The organism is Bradyrhizobium sp. WSM4874, assembly GCF_055811835.1.
The window spans coordinates 1-18,026 of sequence record NZ_JBVVPR010000057.1; the positions used below are offsets into that span (position 1 = coordinate 1).

Genomic DNA, 18,026 nt, shown 5'->3' on the forward strand with positions numbered 1-18,026 from the left:
GGCTGCCTGGACCGCGTTCGCCAAGGATGCTTCGGGCACCGGCCCGTGGAAGATGGCGGGCTTCACCCCGCGCGAACGGCTCGAACTGGTCAAGAATGCGAGCTACTGGAACAAGGACCGCGTGCCCAAGGTCGACAAGATGGTGCTCTTGCCGATGCCGGAAGCAAATGCGCGCACCGCAGCGCTGCTTTCCGGGCAGGTTGATTGGGTCGAAGCCCCGGCGCCGGACGCGTTGCCCGAATTGAAGCAGCGTGGCTTCAAGCTCTACGCCAACGAGCAGCCGCATGTCTGGCCGTGGCAGTTCTCGCGCGTCGAGGGCTCGCCCTGGAACGACATCCGCGTCCGCAAGGCCGCAAACCTTTGCGTCGATCGCGAAGGCCTCAAGGACGGTCTGCTCGCGGGGCTGATGGTGCCGGCGACCGGCACGTTCGAACCCGGCCACCCCTGGCGTGGAAAACCGACCTTCGAGATCAAGTACGACAAGGCCGCTGCGCAGAAGCTGATGCAGGAAGCCGGATTCGGACCGAACAAGAAGCTGACGGTGAAGACCCAGACCTCGGCCTCCGGCTCGGGCCAGATGCAGCCGCTGCCGATGAACGAATATCTCCAGCAGGCACTCGCCGAATGCTATTTCGACGTGCAGCTCGACGTCATCGAGTGGAATACGCTGTTCACCAATTGGCGCCGCGGTGCCAAGGATCCCAGCGCCAACGGCTCGAACGCGACCAACGTCACCTACGCGGCGATGGATCCGTTCTTCGCGCTGGTGCGCTTCCTGCAATCGGGCATGGCCCCGCCGGTCTCGAACAATTGGGGTTTCATCAACAACCCCAAGTTCGACGAGTTCGTGAAGAAGGCGCGGCAGACCTTCGATCCTGCGGCGCGTGACGCCGCGCTCGCCGAACTGCACGCGGCCTCCGTCGACGACGCCGCGTTCCTCTACGTCGCCCACGACGTCGGCCCCCGCGCCATCAGCCCGAAGGTGACAGGCGTGGTGCAGCCAAAGAGCTGGTTCATCGACTTCTCGCTGGTGTCGATGCAGTAGTTCGCGCGCATACGCAGTGCACCCTCTCCCCTTGCGGGAGAGGGTGGCTTCGCAAAGCGAAGCCGGGTGAGGGGTCTCTCTCCGCGAGTGACCATCTCTCATTAGGAATAGCTGTACTCGCGGAAACAACCCCTCATCCGGCGCTTCGCGCCACCTTCTCCCGCAAGGGGAGAAGGAAGAAAGAACTGCAGTGCTCGCCTATATCGCCAGACGCATCGTCTACGTCGTCCCGATCGTCATCAGCGTCGCGCTGGTGTGTTTTCTGCTCGTGCACATTACGCCGGGCGATCCGCTGGTAGCCGTGCTGCCGGCCGACGCCTCGCAGGAGCTCGCCGCGCAGCTCCGTACCGCCTACGGTTTCGACCGCCCGCTGCCGGTGCAGTTCGGGCTTTGGCTGCTCCGTGCGCTTCATGGCGATCTCGGCAATTCCATTGCGACCGGGCGCCCGGTGCTGGCCGAGGTCATGCGCGCGGTCAGCAACACCGTCACGCTGGCGATTGCGGCGGCCATCATCGGCTTCACCATGGGCGTCCTGCTCGGCCTGATCGCCGGCTATTTCCGCGAGACCTGGATCGACAAGCTGGCGACGTCCTTTGCCATCGCCGGCGTTTCGGTGCCGCATTACTGGCTTGGCATGGTGCTCGTCATCATCTTCTCGGTCCAGCTGAACTGGTTGCCCGCCGTCGGCGCCGGACCCGGCGGCTCGGCCGCCTGGGCCTGGGACTGGGCGCATCTGCAATACCTCGTGCTGCCGGCGATCACGACCTCGGTGATCCCGATGGGCATCGTCACCCGCACGGTGCGCGCGCTGACCGGCGACATTCTCAGCCAGGATTTCGTCGAGGCGCTGCGTGCAAAAGGCCTGCATGAGCGCGGCGTGTTCCGTCACGTCATCAAGAACGCCGCGCCCACCGCGCTCGCAGTGATGGGACTTCAACTCGGCTACATGCTCGGCGGCTCGATCCTGATCGAGACCGTGTTCTCCTGGCCGGGCTCGGGCTTTCTGCTCAACTCGGCGATCTTCCAGCGCGACCTGCCGCTGCTCCAGGGCACGATCCTGATCCTGGCGCTGTTCTTCGTCTTCCTCAATCTGCTGGTCGACATCGCGCAAGCCGCGATCGACCCACGCATCAAGCGGGGCTAGCGATGAGCGAGCTTCCGTTGTCTGTCACCAGCGATGCGGCGCTTCAGTCCGCTCCCGCGACCAAGGCGCGCGGCTATTGGGCGACCGTCGGCCGTCGTATCCGGCGCGACAAGGTCAGCATGGTCTGCGCGCTGGTGCTGCTGCTGATCTTCCTGTCCGCGATCGTTGCGCCGTGGCTCGGTCTGGAAGATCCCTACAAGGGCTCGATGATCCGCCGCCTTCGGCACATCGGCACAACCGGCTACCCGCTCGGCACCGACGAGCTCGGCCGCGACATGCTGGCGCGGCTGATCTATGGCGGGCGGCTGTCGCTTCTCATCGGCATTTTGCCGGTGATCCTCGCCTTCTGCATCGGCACGTCGCTCGGCCTCGTTGCCGGCTATGTCGGCGGCAAGCTCAACACCGCGATCATGCGCACGATCGACGTGTTCTATGCCTTTCCATCGGTGCTGCTGGCGATTGCGATCTCGGGCGCGCTGGGCGCGGGCATCCTCAATTCCATCGTGTCGTTGACTGTCGTGTTCGTGCCGCAGATCACCCGCGTCGCCGAAAGCGTCACGACAGGCGTGCGCAACATGGACTTCGTCGACGCCGCGCGTGCCTCCGGTGCTGGTCCATTCACCATCATGCGCGTGCATATCCTCGGCAATGTGCTCGGTTCGATCTTCGTCTATGCCACCAGCCTGATCTCGGTCTCGATGATCCTTGCGGCGGGCCTGTCCTTCCTCGGCCTCGGTACCAAGCCGCCTGAGCCGGAATGGGGTTTGATGCTGAACACCTTGCGCACCGCGATCTACGTCAACCCCTGGGTCGCCGCGCTCCCCGGCGCGATGATCTTCGCGGTCTCGATCTGCTTCAACCTGCTCTCGGACGGCCTGCGCAGCGCCATGGACATCAGGAACTAGCCATGAGCGAAACCAACGTCTCCGTCGCGATGCTGGAACCGGTCGAGGACCGCGGCGGCGTCGCGCAGCCGCTGCTTCAGGTCAACGGCCTGACCAAGCATTTCCCGGTTCGCGGCGGCCTGTTTGCCGCAAAGCGTACCGTGCGTGCGGTCGACAATGTCTCGTTCACCGTCGCCAAGGGCGAGACCGTCGGCATCGTCGGCGAGTCCGGTTGCGGCAAGTCGACCACCGCACGGCTGCTGATGCATCTGATGCCGCGCGACACCGGCGACATCATCTATGACGGCATGAGCGTCGGCCAGTCGCTCTCCCTGCGAGAGCTGCGCCGCGGCATGCAGATGGTGTTCCAGGATTCCTACGCCTCGCTCAATCCGCGCCTGACGATCGAGGAGTCGATCGCCTTTGGCCCAAAGGTGCACGGCATGGCGGACGGCGCCGCACGCGCGCTGGCGCGCGAGCTGCTGGGCAAGGTGGGCCTGGTTCCTGCAAATTTCGCCAACCGCTACCCCCATGAGATCTCCGGCGGCCAGCGCCAGCGCGTCAACATCGCGCGTGCGCTGGCGCTGTCGCCGCGTCTGGTGATCCTCGATGAAGCGGTCTCCGCGCTCGACAAATCGGTCGAGGCGCAGGTGCTCAATTTGCTTGCCGATCTCAAGAGCGAGTTCGGGCTGACCTATCTCTTCATCAGCCATGATCTCAACGTCGTGCGCTACATCAGTGATCGCGTGCTGGTGATGTATCTCGGCGAGGTCGTCGAGCTCGGCCCGGTCGACCGGGTCTGGGACCAGCCGGCGCATCCCTATACGCGCGCACTTCTTGCTGCGATGCCGTCCTCGGATCCGGACCGCCGCACCGAGACGCCGCCGATCACGGGCGATCCGCCCAATCCGATCGATCCGCCCTCGGGCTGCCGCTTTCACACCCGTTGCCCGTTTGCGGAGCCGCTCTGCGCAAATGCGACACCAAAACTCACCGCGCTCGATAGAATGGGCCACGAGGCCGCGTGCTACATGGCGATCCCGGGTTCAGGCCATAGCCGCGCGCCGAAGGAGGAAACCGCATGACGAGACCGACGACAAAAGAGATCAAGGCGACGGCACAGGTCGCCGGTGTTCCCGTTGACGACGAGATTGCGACGCGCATCTCCAACTCCATCGGACCGGCCTTCGAGGGCTTTGCCGCCATTGCCGGCACGTTGCCGTTCGATCTCGAGCCCGCGCTCTATCCGAACGCGCAGACTGCGAAGCTGTCGAAATGAGCACCGAGCCCGCATTGATGACGCTCACCGAGGTCGCGCGCGCGATTGCGATGAAGCAGGTGTCCTCGCATGAGGTGACGCGCGCGCTGCTGCATCGTATCGCGCAGTGGCAGCCGCATCTCAACGCCTTCATGTCGATCGAATCCGAGGCGGCGCTGAAGGCCGCCGATGCCACCGACGCAGAACTCGCCAAGGGCGAAGTCCGCGGTCCGCTGCACGGCGTGCCGCTCGCGCACAAGGACATGTACTACGACGCCGGCCACGTCGCGACCTGCGGCTCGCTGATCCGCCGCGATTTCGTTCCGACCGTCACCTCCACCGCCTTGCAGCGGCTGAAGGACGCTGGCCAGGTTCGGCTCGGCACGTTGCATCTCGCCGAATTCGCCTATGGCCCGACCGGCCATAACGCCCATTACGGCCCGGTTCGCAATCCCTGGAACGTGGCGCACATCACCGGCGGCTCGTCGTCGGGCTCGGGCTCGGCGGTCGCGGCGCGACTGACCTATGCCGCGCTCGGCTCCGACACCGGCGGCTCGATCCGCATGCCCGCGCATTTCTGCGGCGTGACGGGATTGAAGACCACCGTTGGCCGGGTCAGCCGCGCCGGCGCGATGCCGCTGTCGCAGTCGCTCGACACGGTCGGGCCGCTCGCCCGCACCGCCGAGGATTGCGCGCTGCTGCTGGCGCTGATGGCCGGCCCTGATCCCGAGGATTCGACCACGAGCCGTGAGCCGCTGTCCGACTATGTCGGCGCGACCAAGGGCTCGCTGAAGGGCCTCAAGATCGGCGTCCCCTCGTCCTTCTATGTCGACGATCTCGACGGCGAGGTCGCGCGCGTGCTGGACGAGACCATCGCGGTGCTCAAGCGTGAGGGCGCTGACATCGTCACGGTCGAGCTGCCCGACCAGCGGCAATTGTCCTCGGCAAGCCAGCTCGTGCTTGCAGCCGAAGCCGCCGCCTTCCACAAGCGCTGGATGATCGAGCGGCCGCAGGATTACGGCCCACAGGTGTTGATGCGGCTTCAGAACGGGCTCGCGGTCCCCGCCATCACCTACCTCGAGGCGATGCGCTGGCGCGGACCTGCGCTCGCCGCGCACAACGCTGCGACATCAGGTGTCGACGCGATTATCGCACCGGCGTCCCCGGTGCCGGCGCCGACGATCGAGGAGAGCGACGTCGGCGGCGGACCGAACGCGCCGGCGCTGTTGCAGCGGCTGACGCTGTTCACCCGCCCGGTGAATTATCTCGGCTTGCCGTCGCTCACGGTGCCCTCGGGCTTCACCAAGAGCGGACTTCCGATCGGCATGCAGTTGATCGGCCGCTCGTTCGATGAGGCGACCTTGCTCACCATCGGTGCCGCATTCCAGCGGGCCACCGACTACCACGACAGGCTGCCGAAGCTTCCGTCATGACAAAGCTCGTCGAGATCTCAGGCCTCAACATCCGCTTCACCGGCGAGCGCACGGTCTATGCCGTGAACGATCTCAGCCTCTCGCTCGGCGACGGCGAGGTGCTGGGCCTGCTCGGAGAGTCCGGCTCGGGCAAGAGCGTGACCTTGCGTGCGCTGATGCGGCTGTTGCCGAAGAAGCGCACGCAGATCACGGGCAAGGTCAACGTCATGGGCCGCGACGTGCTGGCCATGAACGACGAGCAGCTGTCGTCGTTCCGCGGCCAGACGGTGTCGATGATCTTTCAGGAGCCTGCGCTTGCGCTCGATCCGGTCTACACCATCGGGACGCAGATCGCCGAAAGCGTCGTGCGTCACGAAGGCAAGTCTTACGCGGAGGGCAGAGCGCGCGCACTCGAAATGCTCGAGGTCGTGCGCATTCCTTCCGCAAAACGCCGGCTCGATGCCTATCCGCATGAGATGTCCGGCGGCATGCGTCAGCGCGCGATGATCGCGCTGGCGCTCGCGTGCCGGCCCAAGATATTGCTCGCGGACGAGCCGACCACGGCGCTCGATGCCACCGTGCAGATCCAGATCCTGCTGCTGTTGCGCGAGCTGCAGCGCGAGTTCGGCATGTCCGTCATCTTCGTCACCCACGACATCGGCGTCGCCATCGAGATCTGCGACCGGGTCGCGGTGATGTATGCCGGCCAGATCGTGGAGCAGGGCACGCTTCGAGACATCGTCCGTTCGCCGGTGCATCCCTATGCCAAGGGCCTGCTCGCCTCGACCGTCCACGGGGCCAAGCGGGGACAGCGGCTCGAGACCATCCCCGGCGCCCCGCCGTCGCTTGGCGAGAGGCCGCACAACTGCTCCTTTGCGCCCCGCTGCGCCGTAGCCCAGCCGCGCTGTCTGGAGCAACTGCCAGGGAATGTGGAGGTCGGGCCGGGCCGGGCGGCACGGTGCGTGCTGGCGGAGCCGGTCACCGCGCTGTCGTGATATTTGGACCCCAAGCGGGGAACAGCATTCACACCTCGTTCATCCCGGTTCCGCTTCCATGGAACCGTTCACGGAGAGGGGACCTCACTTATGTACATTTCCAATGAAGGCCTGCTTGTCATCCTGTTCGTCGGCCTCGTCGCTGGTTGGCTGGCCGGCAAGGTGGTGCGCGGAACCGGGTTCGGCATCATCGGCGACATCGTGGTCGGCATCGCCGGCGCGCTGGTGGCGAGCTTCCTGTTTCCGAAGCTCGGCATTCGCATCGGCACCGGGCTGATATCCGAGATCGTCTATTCCGCGATCGGCGCGGTCATTCTGCTGCTGGTGGTACGGCTGGTCCGCGGCGGCGGCCGGTTTTAATGGCGCCCGAGTTCGATTGATCGAACTTTTGACCTCTCCCCGCCCGGGGAGAGGTGACATGTCTGCAAGAAAAAGCCGCAAGATCGTGAGATTCCGGACTTGCGTGCAAGGCCGGTCGGGGGTGATGTGGGCCATAGGGGGTCCCGGGTATTCGACTGCGTTGGGCGATGAGCGCAAACGCGATGTTAATCCGGGTCAATTACTCCTGAATTTGCCTTTGAAATCAGGGGCTTTGGCCCCTACCCGAAAGAGATCAGACTGATGGCAGCCGTTCCCGGCGTCCGCCGCTCAGAGCTCGGTGATGCGCTGCGCGCCTGTCGCACGGCGTTTGTCGGCGTCGGCTTGATGAGCTGCATGATCAACCTGCTCTATCTGACCGGGTCGATCTTCATGCTGGAGGTCTACGACCGGGTGCTGCCGAGCCGCAGCATTCCGACCCTGGTCGGTCTGATCGTCCTCGCCAGTTTCCTCTACATGGCGCAGGGCGTGCTGGACATGATCCGCAACCGGATCTTGGGCCGGGTCGGCACCGCGCTGGACGAAGCCTTGAACAAGCGGGTGTTCGACACCATCGTGCGCCTGCCGCTGCTGGTCGGCAGCCGCAACGAGGGGCTTCAGCCGCTGCGCGATCTCGACAATGTCCGCTCCTTCCTCGGCGGCATGGGCCCGAGCGCGTTTTTCGACCTGCCCTGGCTGCCGCTGTATCTCGCCATCTGTTTCGCCTTCCACGTCATGATCGGCGTCACGGCGCTCGTCGGCGCGGTCATCCTGGTCGGGTTGACGCTGGTCACCGAGTTCATGTCCCGCCAGCCGGCGCGCGAGGCGATGGGGCTTGCCGCCCAGCGCAACGATCTCGCCCAAGCCAGCCGCCGCAACGCGGAAGTCATGGTGTCGATGGGCATGGCCGGCCGGATGAACGCGCGCTGGAGCGAGGCCAACGAAAAATATCTCGACGGCAACCAGCGTGCGAGCGATGTCGCCGGCGGTCTCGGTGCGGTCGCAAAAGTGCTGCGCATGATGCTGCAATCGGCCGTGCTCGCGGTTGGTGCCTATCTCGTCATCCACCAGGAGGCGACCGCCGGCATCATCATCGCCGGCTCGATCCTCTCGGCCCGTGCGCTCGCGCCGGTCGACCTCGCGATCGCGCACTGGAAATCCTTTGTCGCGGCACGCCAGAGCTGGCACCGCCTGACCCGCCTTCTGGAGCAGATTCCGGCGCAGACGATGCCGACCCAGTTGCAGGCGCCCACCAGCCGCCTCTCGGTCGAAGGCATCGCCATGGTGCCCCCGGGCGACCAGCGCCTCATCGTGCAGGACGTCACCTTTGCGCTCGAAGCCGGCAACGGCCTTGGCGTGATCGGACCGAGCGGCTCCGGCAAGTCGTCGCTGATTCGTGCGCTGGTCGGCGTCTGGCAACCGGTCCGCGGCAAGGTGCGGCTCGACGGCGCGGCGCTCGACCAATGGTCGTCGGACATGCTCGGGCGCCATATCGGCTATCTGCCGCAGGACGTCGAATTGTTCGGCGGCACCATCGCGCAGAACATCAGCCGTTTCGACCCGGAGGCCACCTCTGACGGCATCATCGCGGCCGCCAAGGAAGCCGGCGTGCACGAGATGATCATCAAGATGCGCGAGGGCTACAACACCCAGGTCGGCGAGCAGGGCACGGCGCTCTCCGCGGGCCAGGCGCAGCGCGTGGCGCTGGCGCGCGCACTCTATGGCAACCCGTTCCTGATCGTCCTCGACGAGCCCAATTCCAATCTCGATACGGAGGGCGACGAGGCGCTGACCCGCGCCATCCGTGCGGCGCGCGAGCGCGGCGCCATCGTCGTCGTGGTGGCGCACCGCCCGATCGGCGTGGAAGCGGTCGACCAGATCCTGGTGCTGCGCGATGGCCGCATGCAGGCCTTCGGGCCCAAGGAACAGGTGCTCGCCCAAGTGCTCCAGCCGCGCGTGACGCCGCCAGCCCCGATCAAGATCGTCAGCGAAGGCGGAGCCAAGGCATGAGCACGATGGCGCTCGGCGGCGCGAAGCCTGCCGCGAAGCGGACCGTACGGCAGTCGATCCGGTTCCACCTGATGCTCGGGCTTGGGATCGTGCTGGTCCTCCTGATCGGCCTCGGCGGCTGGGGGTCGACCGTGCAGATCTCCGGCGCGCTGATCGCGCCGGGTCAGATCGTGGTCGAGTCCAACGTCAAGAAGGTGCAGCATCCGACCGGCGGCGTCGTCGGCGAGTTGCGCGCGCGCGATGGCGACGTGGTCAAGGCCGGCGACATCGTGGTGCGGCTCGACGACACTGTCACCAAGGCCAACCTCGCCATCGTCACCAAGAATCTCGACGCCGCGCAGGCGCGCACGGCGCGGCTTCAGGCCGAGCAGCGTGGTCTCGACAAGATCGAATTCCCACAATCGCTTCTCGATCGCGGCAACGAAAACGACATCAAGACTTTGCTCGATGCCGAAACCAAGCTGTTTGACGTGCGCGTCAACGGCCGCGCTGGCCAGAAGGCGCAGCTTCGCGAGCGCATCCAGCAACTCAACGAGGAGATCCAGGGCCTCTCCGCGCAGGAGCGGGCCAAAGACAGGGAAATCTCGCTGGTGCAGCAGGAGCTCGTCGGTGTCCGCGATCTCTATGACAAGCACCTGGTGCAGATCTCCCGCCTGACCACGCTCGAACGCGATACCGCCCGCCTCAACGGCGAGCGCGCGCAATACATCGCCTCGCGCGCGCAGGCCAAGGGCAAGATCACCGAGACCGAGCTCCAGATCATCCAGGTCGACAAGGACATGGTCAGCGAGGTCTCCAAGGATCTGCGCGAGACCAACGACAAGATCGGCGAAATGATCGAGCGCAAGGTCGCCGCCGAGGACCAGCTTCGCCGCGTCGACATCCGCGCGCCGCAGGACGGCATGGTGCTGCAATCGACCGTGCATACCGTTGGTGGCGTCATCACCGCCGGCGACGCCCTCATGCTGATCGTGCCGCAGGCCGACGATCTCCAGGTCGAAGCCAAGGTCAATCCGGTCGATATCGACAAGCTCCAGATCGGCCAGAAGACGCTGCTGCGCCTGTCGGCCTTCAACCAGCGCACCACGCCGGAGCTCAACGGCGTCGTCAGCCGCGTCTCGCCCGACGTCACCACCGATCAGCGCACCGGCCAGAGCTACTACACCATCCGCGTCTCGCTGTCCGCAGAAGAGGTCGCCAAGCTCGGTGACTCCAGGCTGATCCCCGGCATGCCGGCGGAAGCCTTCGTCCAGACCGGCGACCGCACCATGCTGTCCTATCTGATGAAGCCGCTGCACGACCAGTTCATGCGCGCCTTCCGGGAGAAGTGACGCGCGAAAGCGCGTCCTCGCCTCCTTTCGCCATTGCGAGCGTAGCGAAGCAATCCAGGTTGCCTCCGCGGCGAGATTTCGGGATTGCTTCGCTGCGCTCGCAATGACAGGCGGCTTCTTTCTTGCTTTAGTTTTCTTGCTATAGTTCGATTCAGCCTCAGCAACCCGGCGTCGAACAATGCAATCCATCCAATCCCCACCCTCGGTCGCAACCGAATCCTTCTCCAACGCCGGCCTCGCCGTCGCCCGCCTCGAAGAGATCTACGAGCGCAACACGAAGTTCCTGCGTGACCGGTTCGAAGCTTACGTCAACGGCGAGGCAATCACGACGCGGGTGCGGGCCTTCTATCCCTTCGTCCGTGTCACCACCGCGACGCATGCGCGGCTGGATTCGCGTCTCGCCTACGGCTTCGTCGCGCGGCCCGGTGTGCACGAGACCAGCGTCACGCGTCCGGATCTGTTCCGGACCTATCTGACCGAGCAGATCGGGCTGTTGATCCAGAACCACGGCGTCCCGGTCGAAATCGGCCAGTCCAGCGAACCGATCCCGGTTCATTTCGCCTATCGCCGCGACATCAACATCGAAGCCGCCATCACCACCAGCGAGAATTCGCCGGTGACGCGGTCGCTGCGCGATGCGTTCGACGTGCCTGATCTGGCCACCATGGACGACGCCATCGCCGACGGCACTTTCGAGCTTCAGCCCGGCGCGCCCGAACCGCTGTCTCTGTTTCGGGCGGCCCGTGTCGATTACTCGCTGCGCCGGCTCTACCATTACACAGGCACGGACCCCGAATATTTCCAGAACTTCGTGATTTTCACCAACTACCAGTTTTACGTCGACGCCTTCGCGCAGCTCTGCCAGCAGCGGCTTCAGGCTGGCGAGGCCGGCCTCGATGCCTTCATCGCTCCAGGCAACGTGATCACGCGCAGCGGCGGCGCGACGACAGGCGTTGCGCCCGCGCGCGCGCCGCAGATGCCAGCCTTCCATCTGGTCGCGCCCGGCTATCGCGGCATCACCCTGATCAACATTGGCACCGGTCCGTCCAACGCGCGCAACGTCACCGACCATGTTGCCGTGCTGCGGCCCCATGCCTGGCTGATGCTCGGCCATTGCGCGGGCCTGCGCAACACGCAGCGGCTCGGCGACTACGTGCTCGCCCATGGCTACGTGCGCGAGGATCATGTGCTCGATCGTGAGTTGCCGCTGTGGGTGCCGATCCCGGCGCTCGCGGAGATGCAGGTCGCGCTCGAGGAGGCGGTCGAGGACGTCACCGGGCTCGAAGGTTTCGAGCTCAAGCGCCTGATGCGTACCGGCACCGTCGCGAGCGTCGACAACCGTAATTGGGAGATCAGCGGGCCCGATGTCATTCGTCGCTTGTCGCATTCGCGCGCGGTTGCGCTCGACATGGAATCGGCCGCGATTGCCGCCAACGGCTACCGCTTTCGCGTCCCCTACGGCACGCTGCTGTGCGTCTCGGACAAGCCTCTGCACGGAGAGATCAAGCTCGCAGGCATGGCCAGCGAATTCTACCGCCGCCGTGTCGGCCAGCATCTCGAGATCGGCTTGAAGGCGCTGGAACGGCTCAAGCAGCAGGAATCCGAGCGGCTGCATTCGCGAAAGCTCCGCAGTTTTGCCGAAGTTGCGTTTCAGTAGGCGAAGGGTTGCCTTTGCTGCTGACAAGCAGCGGGATTTTCGGCATTTTCGGCGCGGGGGTCGACCGGGACGACTTGATGCCACTCATGCGCGACAGGATCATTGGCCATGATCTCGAACGGCTCGCCTTTCGCTTCACCATGCTGAACGACGGCGAGGTCGTGCAGTGCCAGATCAGCGACGCCGCGATGGACGAGCTTGCGGGCATGCAGGGCACCGAAAGCAGCGCGCGGCAGGCCCAGTTCTTGTCGCTGCGCGAGACCATCGAGCGGCTTGCGTCAGACCTCTACGACGAGGCGCCGCGGGTCAGGGGACATGTGGTGCGGATCTTTACGCGACATTTGCAGCGGTAATTTCGCTCCAGGCTCCGTCGTCATGTCCGGAGCAGTTCGTCACTTGGTCAAGATCCAGTCTTGCCGGGCTTACCTTCCCGCTGGCGGCCTTTCGATGATCGTCAATTCCTCTAAAGCATTCGCTAACCAAGCAACCGTTTCGCGGCAATCTTAAGATCTGCGAAACCAGACGTTATACGACTATGAATTGATGACCCGTAGAGGTTAGGTCACGAAAATGGGGCCTCACGAGTGCTCGCGTGACAAAAGAGATTGTTGGAAACGACGCGATCCGCGGACCCGGTCATGACGTCAACCCGGACAAGACGCTGCCAAAGAGTTGGCGGCTCGCAATTGCCGTAGCGATCGGATGCGGACTCCTGGGCCTTGCGCTCCGCTACTTCGCCCGGAAGCATGCGACCGACGACGCCATTCAGCATCTGATCCCCTGGTATGTCTTCGCGCGCGATCACGGTGTCGCCGGGCTGGCCGAAGCCTTTACCAACTACACGCCGTTCTACAGCTACCTCCTGTTGATTGCCGCCCGATTTGATTGGCTAGGCGAGCCACTTTCCCTCGTGAAAGCGATCTCGGTAGTCTTCGAGTTGGGCTGCGCGATCGCCGTGGCCCAGATCGTCTGGCGAGCGACAAGGCTGCCATTGCGCGCCTCCCTTGCCTTCTGCGCTGTTTGGCTTGCACCGACGGTGATCTTCAACGGCGCAATGTGGGCGGAGAGTGATTCGATCTGGACCTTCTTCACGCTGGTTTCCGTCGCGCTGTTCATGCGGGATCGAAACGGCGTTGCGTCATTTGCGATGGCCTTTTCGGTGAAGGCTCAGGGCGTGTTCCTGGGACCCTTCGTGCTCGGCATGATTCTGCGCCGCAGGATCCACCCGGCATGGCTCGCCACCGTTCCCGGGATCTATGTGGTTCTCGCCATTCCGGTTCTCGTCGCCGGCAGATCCTTGGCTTCCGTGTTCGCGGTCTATTTGGATCAGGCTCACACCTTCAATCGCCTCACCATGAACGCGGCGAACATCTGGGTGTTGGCCGGAGGAATGCCGTACGCGATCGGCGTCGCCGTCGGCATGGTGCTCGCGGCGGCGAGCGGGCTCGCCTTGTCGATCTTCATCGCGCGCTCTCGACGGGCGGGACCGGAGTTTATTCTCCTCGCAGCGTGTGTATCGCTGATGCTCATGCCGTACCTGCTCCCTAAGATGCACGAGCGGTATTTCTACGCCTTCGAACTTGCGTCGATCGCGCTGGCCTGCCTCAATCCGCGCTATGTGGCCTTCGCGGTGATTGCTCAGGTCAGCGGCGTGCTTTCCTATCTCGCGTTCGAAAGCGGAATCGTTCTGGGCGTGCTGCCGGCGGCACTCTGCAACAGCCTTCTCGTGTACTACCTCGTGCTTGATCTTTGGCACGGCGAGCGTGGATTTCGCTTTCCGAGGCTTGCCTGGCTCGGCTTCATCGCGTCGATCGCGGGATTGTTCGCTTATCTGGTCATCCAAGGGCCCGGTTTGAACATATCGCCCGTGTACCTGCTCACCACCGGTCTCATAACAGCTGCGGCGCTACTGCTCCTGAAAGAGTCGCGTTGCGACCTGGCCGGCCCGGACCAGTTGCCTCAATCCTGAGCGTCCCGCTTCATCCGGCTATCAGCTGTCAAACATGATCACGCTGCGCAGCGTCTTGCCGGCCTTCATGTTGGCAAAGCCTTCGTTGATCTCGGAGAGCTTCAGCTTGGCCGAGATCCAGTCCTCCAGGTGCAGCCGGCCGCGCAGGTAGAAATCCACCAGCCGCGGCATGTCGACGCGAAAATGGTTCGAGCCCATCGATGAGCCCTGGATCCTGCGCTCGCGCAGGAAGTCGAAGCCATGCAGCTCGATCTTCTGGCCGAACGGAATCATCCCGACGATGGTAGCCGTGCCGCCCGAGGCGAGCATGCCGAAGGCTTGCTCGGCGGTCTCCTTGCGGCCGAGCACCTCGAAGGAATGATGCACGCCGCCATTGGTGAGATCGCGCACCTGCTTCACGACGTCGCCGTCTGCCGGGTTGATGATGTCGGTCGCGCCCAGCTTGGTCGCGAGCTGGAGTTTTGCCGGATTGGTGTCGATGGCGATGATGCGGCCGGCGCCCGCGATCTGCGCCCCGTTGATCGCGGCCATGCCGACACCACCGCACCCGATCACAGCCACTGTCTCGCCGGCCGTCACCTTTGCCGTGTTCACGACCGCGCCGTAGCCGGTGATGACGCCGCAGCCGATCAGCGCAGCGAGATCGAGCGGCATCTCCTTGCGGATTTTGACGATCGCGTTCTCGTGCACCAGCATCTGCTCGGCGAAGGACGAGAGATTGAGAAACTGATGCAGCTTCTCGGAGCGGGCCCATTGCATCCGATTGGAAGTCCCCGGTAGCAGTTTTACCGTGGTGTCGGTGCAGAGCACCGTGCGGCCTGTGGTGCAATTGTCGCAGGTGCCGCAGAACACCGACAGGCAAGTGACGACATGGTCGCCCGGTTTCACATAGGTGACGTCGGAGCCGACCTGCTCGACGACACCGGCCGATTCGTGCCCGAGGACCGCAGGCAGCGGATGCGGATACAGTCCTTCCATGAAGTGCAGATCGGAGTGGCAGAGACCTGCGACCGAGGTCCGGATCAGGACCTCGCGCGGGCCGGGCTTCGGCAGGCTGACATCCTCGATGACCAGGGGCTTGTTGACTTCATGGAGGACGGCGGCCTTCATCGAGCACTCCCTATCGCTTTTTTCTTGCTTGAACGCAGGTGCAGCCTACGCTGCCAGGACCAGTTCGCCAACCTCGCTCATGCCGGCATCACGGTCGCCGAGCAGCAGCGCCGCGATCTTCTGCTGCACGGCATTTTCCGTCAGCCGGAACGGATCGCTCGGCGATACCCGGTGGTCGATGACCAGCCGCGACAACAACAGCCTTCGCGCATCGCCACGCATGTCGTGAATACGATGTGCCTCCCAGGCAAGCGCGACGGCACTGGCGACATGATAGAGCAGGCTGGTGGCGCGGCGCGCATCGGCCTCATTGTCGGCCTTCCCTGCGACCTCGCGTGCGAAGCCGACCGCGCGATCGGTGAGGGTGTGCAGCCGGTCGCGCCAGGCCTGCGGCACCGAGGGGCTGTCATCGAGGCGGGCGTGCAGATCGGCGGCGAGCGCGGATTCGGCGCCGTGGCGGCCGACCGCGCGCCTCAGCGCATCGATCGCGACGATGTTGCCGGTGCCTTCCCAGACCGAGCCGAGATGCGCGTCGCGCAGCAGGCGAGCGGTCGCGAATTCCTCGATATAGCCGATGCCGCCGCGCATCTCGAGCGCATCACCGCACACTTTTCTCGCATCGCGCGTGGCGCGGAATTTCAGCGTGGGGGTCAGGATGCGCAGCAGCGCGGCCGCATCCTGGCTGCCGGCCTCGGCGCGGTCGAGCGCGTCCGCGGTGAGAAAGCTCATCGACAACGCCTGCTCGACCGGCAGCATGATCTTCAGCATCTGGCGCCGGCCCAGCGGCAGGTCGATGATGCGGTTGCCGAACACCACGCGGTTTTTCGCCACCGTCATCGCGTCATGGTAGGCCCGCCGCATCAGCGCGGTGGATTTGACGCCATTTGAAAGCCGCGACGAATTCACCATCTCGGCCATCTGCACGAAGCCGCGGTCGAGCTTGCCAACCGCATAGGCGATCGCGCCTTCAAGCTTGATCTCACCCGAAGCCATCGAGCGCGTGCCGAGCTTGTCCTTCAGACGCACGATCCGGTAGTGGTTCTGCGAACCGTCGTCGAGGAAGCGCGGCATCAGGAACAGACCGACACCGCGCGTGCCGGGGCCGGCGCCTTCAGGGCGCGCCAGCAGCATCACAATTTTGGCGTCGGCGTTCGAGCAGAACCATTTTTCGCCGGTGAGGCGCCAATGGTCGCCTTCCTGCACGGCCGTCGTGGTCAGCGTGCCGACGTCGGAGCCGCCTTCCTTCTCAGTCATGAACTGGCCGCCCTGGGTCAGCTTGCTCATGTCGGTCTGGGTCAGGCCATCCAGATATTTTGCCTTCAGTTCGTCACTTCCGAAATTCGCGAGCAGCTTGGCGCAGCCATCGGTGACGTTGATCGGGCAGCCCATGCCGAATTCGGTCTGGTTGAACAGGAAGGTGAACGCGTGCTTGGCGACGACGGGATATTTGTCCGGCCAGCCCATGATGCCCTTGCGGATCGAGAGCGCGTGGATGCCGAACTCGCCAAAGGCTGCCTTCTCCAGCTCGCGATAGGCCGGGTGGTATTCGATCCACTGCACGTCGCGGCCGAACTTGTCGCGCTGGTGCAGCACCGGCGTGTGCCGGTCGGCAAGCCGCGCGCAGTCGTCGAGCGTGCCACCGGCGAGTTCACCGAGGCGATCGAGATGCGGCTCGATGTGGCGGAATAGCGTCTCCGGCAGATGAATGCGCAGAAGATCGGTGAGGGCCTGATCGCCGCGGTAGAAATTCATGCCGGTGGTATCGGGAGCCAGCAGTCCGGATGGTGCGGCCGCGACCTGTTTTGCCTGCGCGGGGGCCGGCTTGTGCATGATCGTCCTCTTTGTTTCCGCCTTGCGGTCATTTTGCGCTGATTTGGCGCTTGCCGCTTGAGATGATGTCGATCATGCTCCAGTCGCGAAAGCGGATAAAGCCGCAAATTGTCAGGGAGGCATGATCGCCGCGTGGGAGCAATTCGCTCTGCGGAATTGTGATCGTCCCGGGTGGTTGTCCGCGCGGACCGTGCATAGATCAGCGGCTTCCCGTCTTCGAGAGATCACGTCATGGAACACCCGAGATACAAGATCGCCCTCATCGTCGGCGCCGGCGAAGGCCTGAGCGCCTCGCTGGCGCGGCTATTGTCCGCCCAGGGCATCCGCGTCGCACTGGCCGCGCGAAAAATCGAGAAGCTCGGTGCGCTCTGCAGCGAGACCGGCGCCAAGGCCTATGCCTGCAACGCCACCGACCCTGATGAGGTCGAACGCCTGTTCGGCCTGGTCGAGCGCGAGATCGGCACGCCCGACGTGGTGGTCTATAACGCCAGCGGCCGCGCGCGCGGGCCGTTCGTCGATCTCGTTCCGGCCGACGTGGCGCAGGCGATCGCGGTCAGCGCCTATGGCGGCTTCCTGGTGGCGCAGCAAGCGGCTAGGCGCATGCTGCCGAACCAGCACGGCGCGATCCTGTTCACCGGCGCTTCGGCAAGCGTCAAGGGCTATGCACAGTCCGCACCGTTCGCGATGGGCAAGTTCGCACTGCGCGGGCTGGCGCAGAGCATGGCGCGCGAATTGTCGCCGCAAGGCATCCATGTCGCGCATTTCGTGATCGATGGCGGCATCAGGAGCGCAGCGCGCACGGAAGCGCCGGAGAGGCCGGATTCGATGCTCGATCCCGACGCCATCGCGGAGAGCTACTGGAACGTGCTGCAGCAGCCGCGCAGCGCCTGGAGCTGGGAGCTGGAGCTGCGGCCCTGGGTGGAGAAGTTTTGAAGGCAAGCTGCCGTAGGGTGGGCAAAGGCGCATAGCGCCGTGCCCACCATCAACGACGAAACAGCAATTGGTGGGCACGCTTCGCTTTGCC

16 protein-coding genes are annotated in these 18,026 nt (G+C 64.6%); 14 read left to right on the top strand and 2 right to left on the bottom strand.

From position 1 onward, the window contains the following. The 13 genes from AC0L3P_RS35085 to AC0L3P_RS35145 form a co-directional block, all read left to right on the top strand. Positions 1–1,045: ABC transporter substrate-binding protein (locus AC0L3P_RS35085; RefSeq protein WP_473308786.1), on the top strand; the 1,045-nt coding region annotated here is incomplete at its 5' end. A gap of 190 nt (positions 1,046–1,235) precedes the next feature. Continuing rightward, entirely contained in the window at positions 1,236–2,189 is a 954-nt protein-coding gene (locus AC0L3P_RS35090) for an ABC transporter permease (protein ID WP_247362906.1), read from the top strand. A 2-nt stretch (positions 2,190–2,191) separates the two neighbouring features. Beyond that, the gene (locus AC0L3P_RS35095; protein WP_354060920.1) at positions 2,192–3,094 is read left to right on the top strand and encodes an ABC transporter permease; all 903 of its coding nucleotides are present in this window, start codon (positions 2,192–2,194) and stop codon (positions 3,092–3,094) included. 2 nt (positions 3,095–3,096) lie between these two features. Continuing rightward, on the top strand, positions 3,097–4,158 hold the full coding sequence (locus AC0L3P_RS35100) for an ABC transporter ATP-binding protein (protein ID WP_354060922.1): 1,062 nt from the start codon (positions 3,097–3,099) through the stop codon (positions 4,156–4,158). Beyond that, positions 4,155–4,352, top strand: a complete 198-nt coding sequence (locus AC0L3P_RS35105) for a hypothetical protein (protein ID WP_473308787.1) — start codon at positions 4,155–4,157, stop codon at positions 4,350–4,352. The genes AC0L3P_RS35100 and AC0L3P_RS35105 overlap by 4 nt, the downstream gene beginning before the upstream one ends. Further along, complete coding sequence (locus AC0L3P_RS35110) at positions 4,349–5,764, top strand: amidase (RefSeq protein WP_275170793.1); 1,416 nt, start codon at positions 4,349–4,351, stop codon at positions 5,762–5,764. The genes AC0L3P_RS35105 and AC0L3P_RS35110 overlap by 4 nt, the downstream gene beginning before the upstream one ends. Beyond that, entirely contained in the window at positions 5,761–6,738 is a 978-nt protein-coding gene (locus AC0L3P_RS35115; RefSeq protein WP_275170795.1) for an ABC transporter ATP-binding protein, read from the top strand. Before AC0L3P_RS35110 ends, AC0L3P_RS35115 begins: the two co-directional genes overlap by 4 nt. A 90-nt stretch (positions 6,739–6,828) precedes the next feature. Beyond that, the gene (locus tag AC0L3P_RS35120) at positions 6,829–7,098 is read left to right on the top strand and encodes a GlsB/YeaQ/YmgE family stress response membrane protein (protein WP_275170797.1); all 270 of its coding nucleotides are present in this window, start codon (positions 6,829–6,831) and stop codon (positions 7,096–7,098) included. Positions 7,099–7,359: 261 nt separating this feature from the next. Then, entirely contained in the window at positions 7,360–9,105 is a 1,746-nt protein-coding gene (locus tag AC0L3P_RS35125) for a type I secretion system permease/ATPase (RefSeq protein WP_473308788.1), read from the top strand. Continuing rightward, a complete protein-coding gene (locus AC0L3P_RS35130; protein WP_473308789.1) occupies positions 9,102–10,436 on the top strand; it encodes an HlyD family type I secretion periplasmic adaptor subunit in 1,335 nt (444 codons plus the stop codon). The genes AC0L3P_RS35125 and AC0L3P_RS35130 overlap by 4 nt, the downstream gene beginning before the upstream one ends. Positions 10,437–10,614: 178 nt before the next feature. Beyond that, entirely contained in the window at positions 10,615–12,093 is a 1,479-nt protein-coding gene (locus AC0L3P_RS35135) for an AMP nucleosidase (RefSeq protein WP_473308790.1), read from the top strand. Between the two features lie 77 nt (positions 12,094–12,170). Beyond that, the gene (locus AC0L3P_RS35140) at positions 12,171–12,446 is read left to right on the top strand and encodes a DUF1488 family protein (protein ID WP_026233404.1); all 276 of its coding nucleotides are present in this window, start codon (positions 12,171–12,173) and stop codon (positions 12,444–12,446) included. A gap of 239 nt (positions 12,447–12,685) precedes the next feature. Next, a complete protein-coding gene (locus AC0L3P_RS35145; protein WP_473308791.1) occupies positions 12,686–14,062 on the top strand; it encodes a hypothetical protein in 1,377 nt (458 codons plus the stop codon). A 21-nt stretch (positions 14,063–14,083) separates the two neighbouring features. On the opposite strand, the gene AC0L3P_RS35150 is transcribed toward AC0L3P_RS35145, so the two are convergent. Then, the gene (locus tag AC0L3P_RS35150) at positions 14,084–15,172 is read right to left on the bottom strand and encodes a Zn-dependent alcohol dehydrogenase (RefSeq protein WP_473308792.1); all 1,089 of its coding nucleotides are present in this window, start codon (positions 15,170–15,172) and stop codon (positions 14,084–14,086) included. A 45-nt stretch (positions 15,173–15,217) separates the two neighbouring features. Then, the gene (locus tag AC0L3P_RS35155; RefSeq protein ID WP_275170808.1) at positions 15,218–17,002 is read right to left on the bottom strand and encodes an acyl-CoA dehydrogenase family protein; all 1,785 of its coding nucleotides are present in this window, start codon (positions 17,000–17,002) and stop codon (positions 15,218–15,220) included. A 231-nt stretch (positions 17,003–17,233) separates the two neighbouring features. Here AC0L3P_RS35155 and AC0L3P_RS35160 point away from each other — a divergent pair, with 231 nt between their 5' ends. Further along, complete coding sequence (locus tag AC0L3P_RS35160; RefSeq protein WP_275170810.1) at positions 17,234–17,935, top strand: SDR family NAD(P)-dependent oxidoreductase; 702 nt, start codon at positions 17,234–17,236, stop codon at positions 17,933–17,935. Positions 17,936–18,026: the final 91 nt, after the last annotated feature.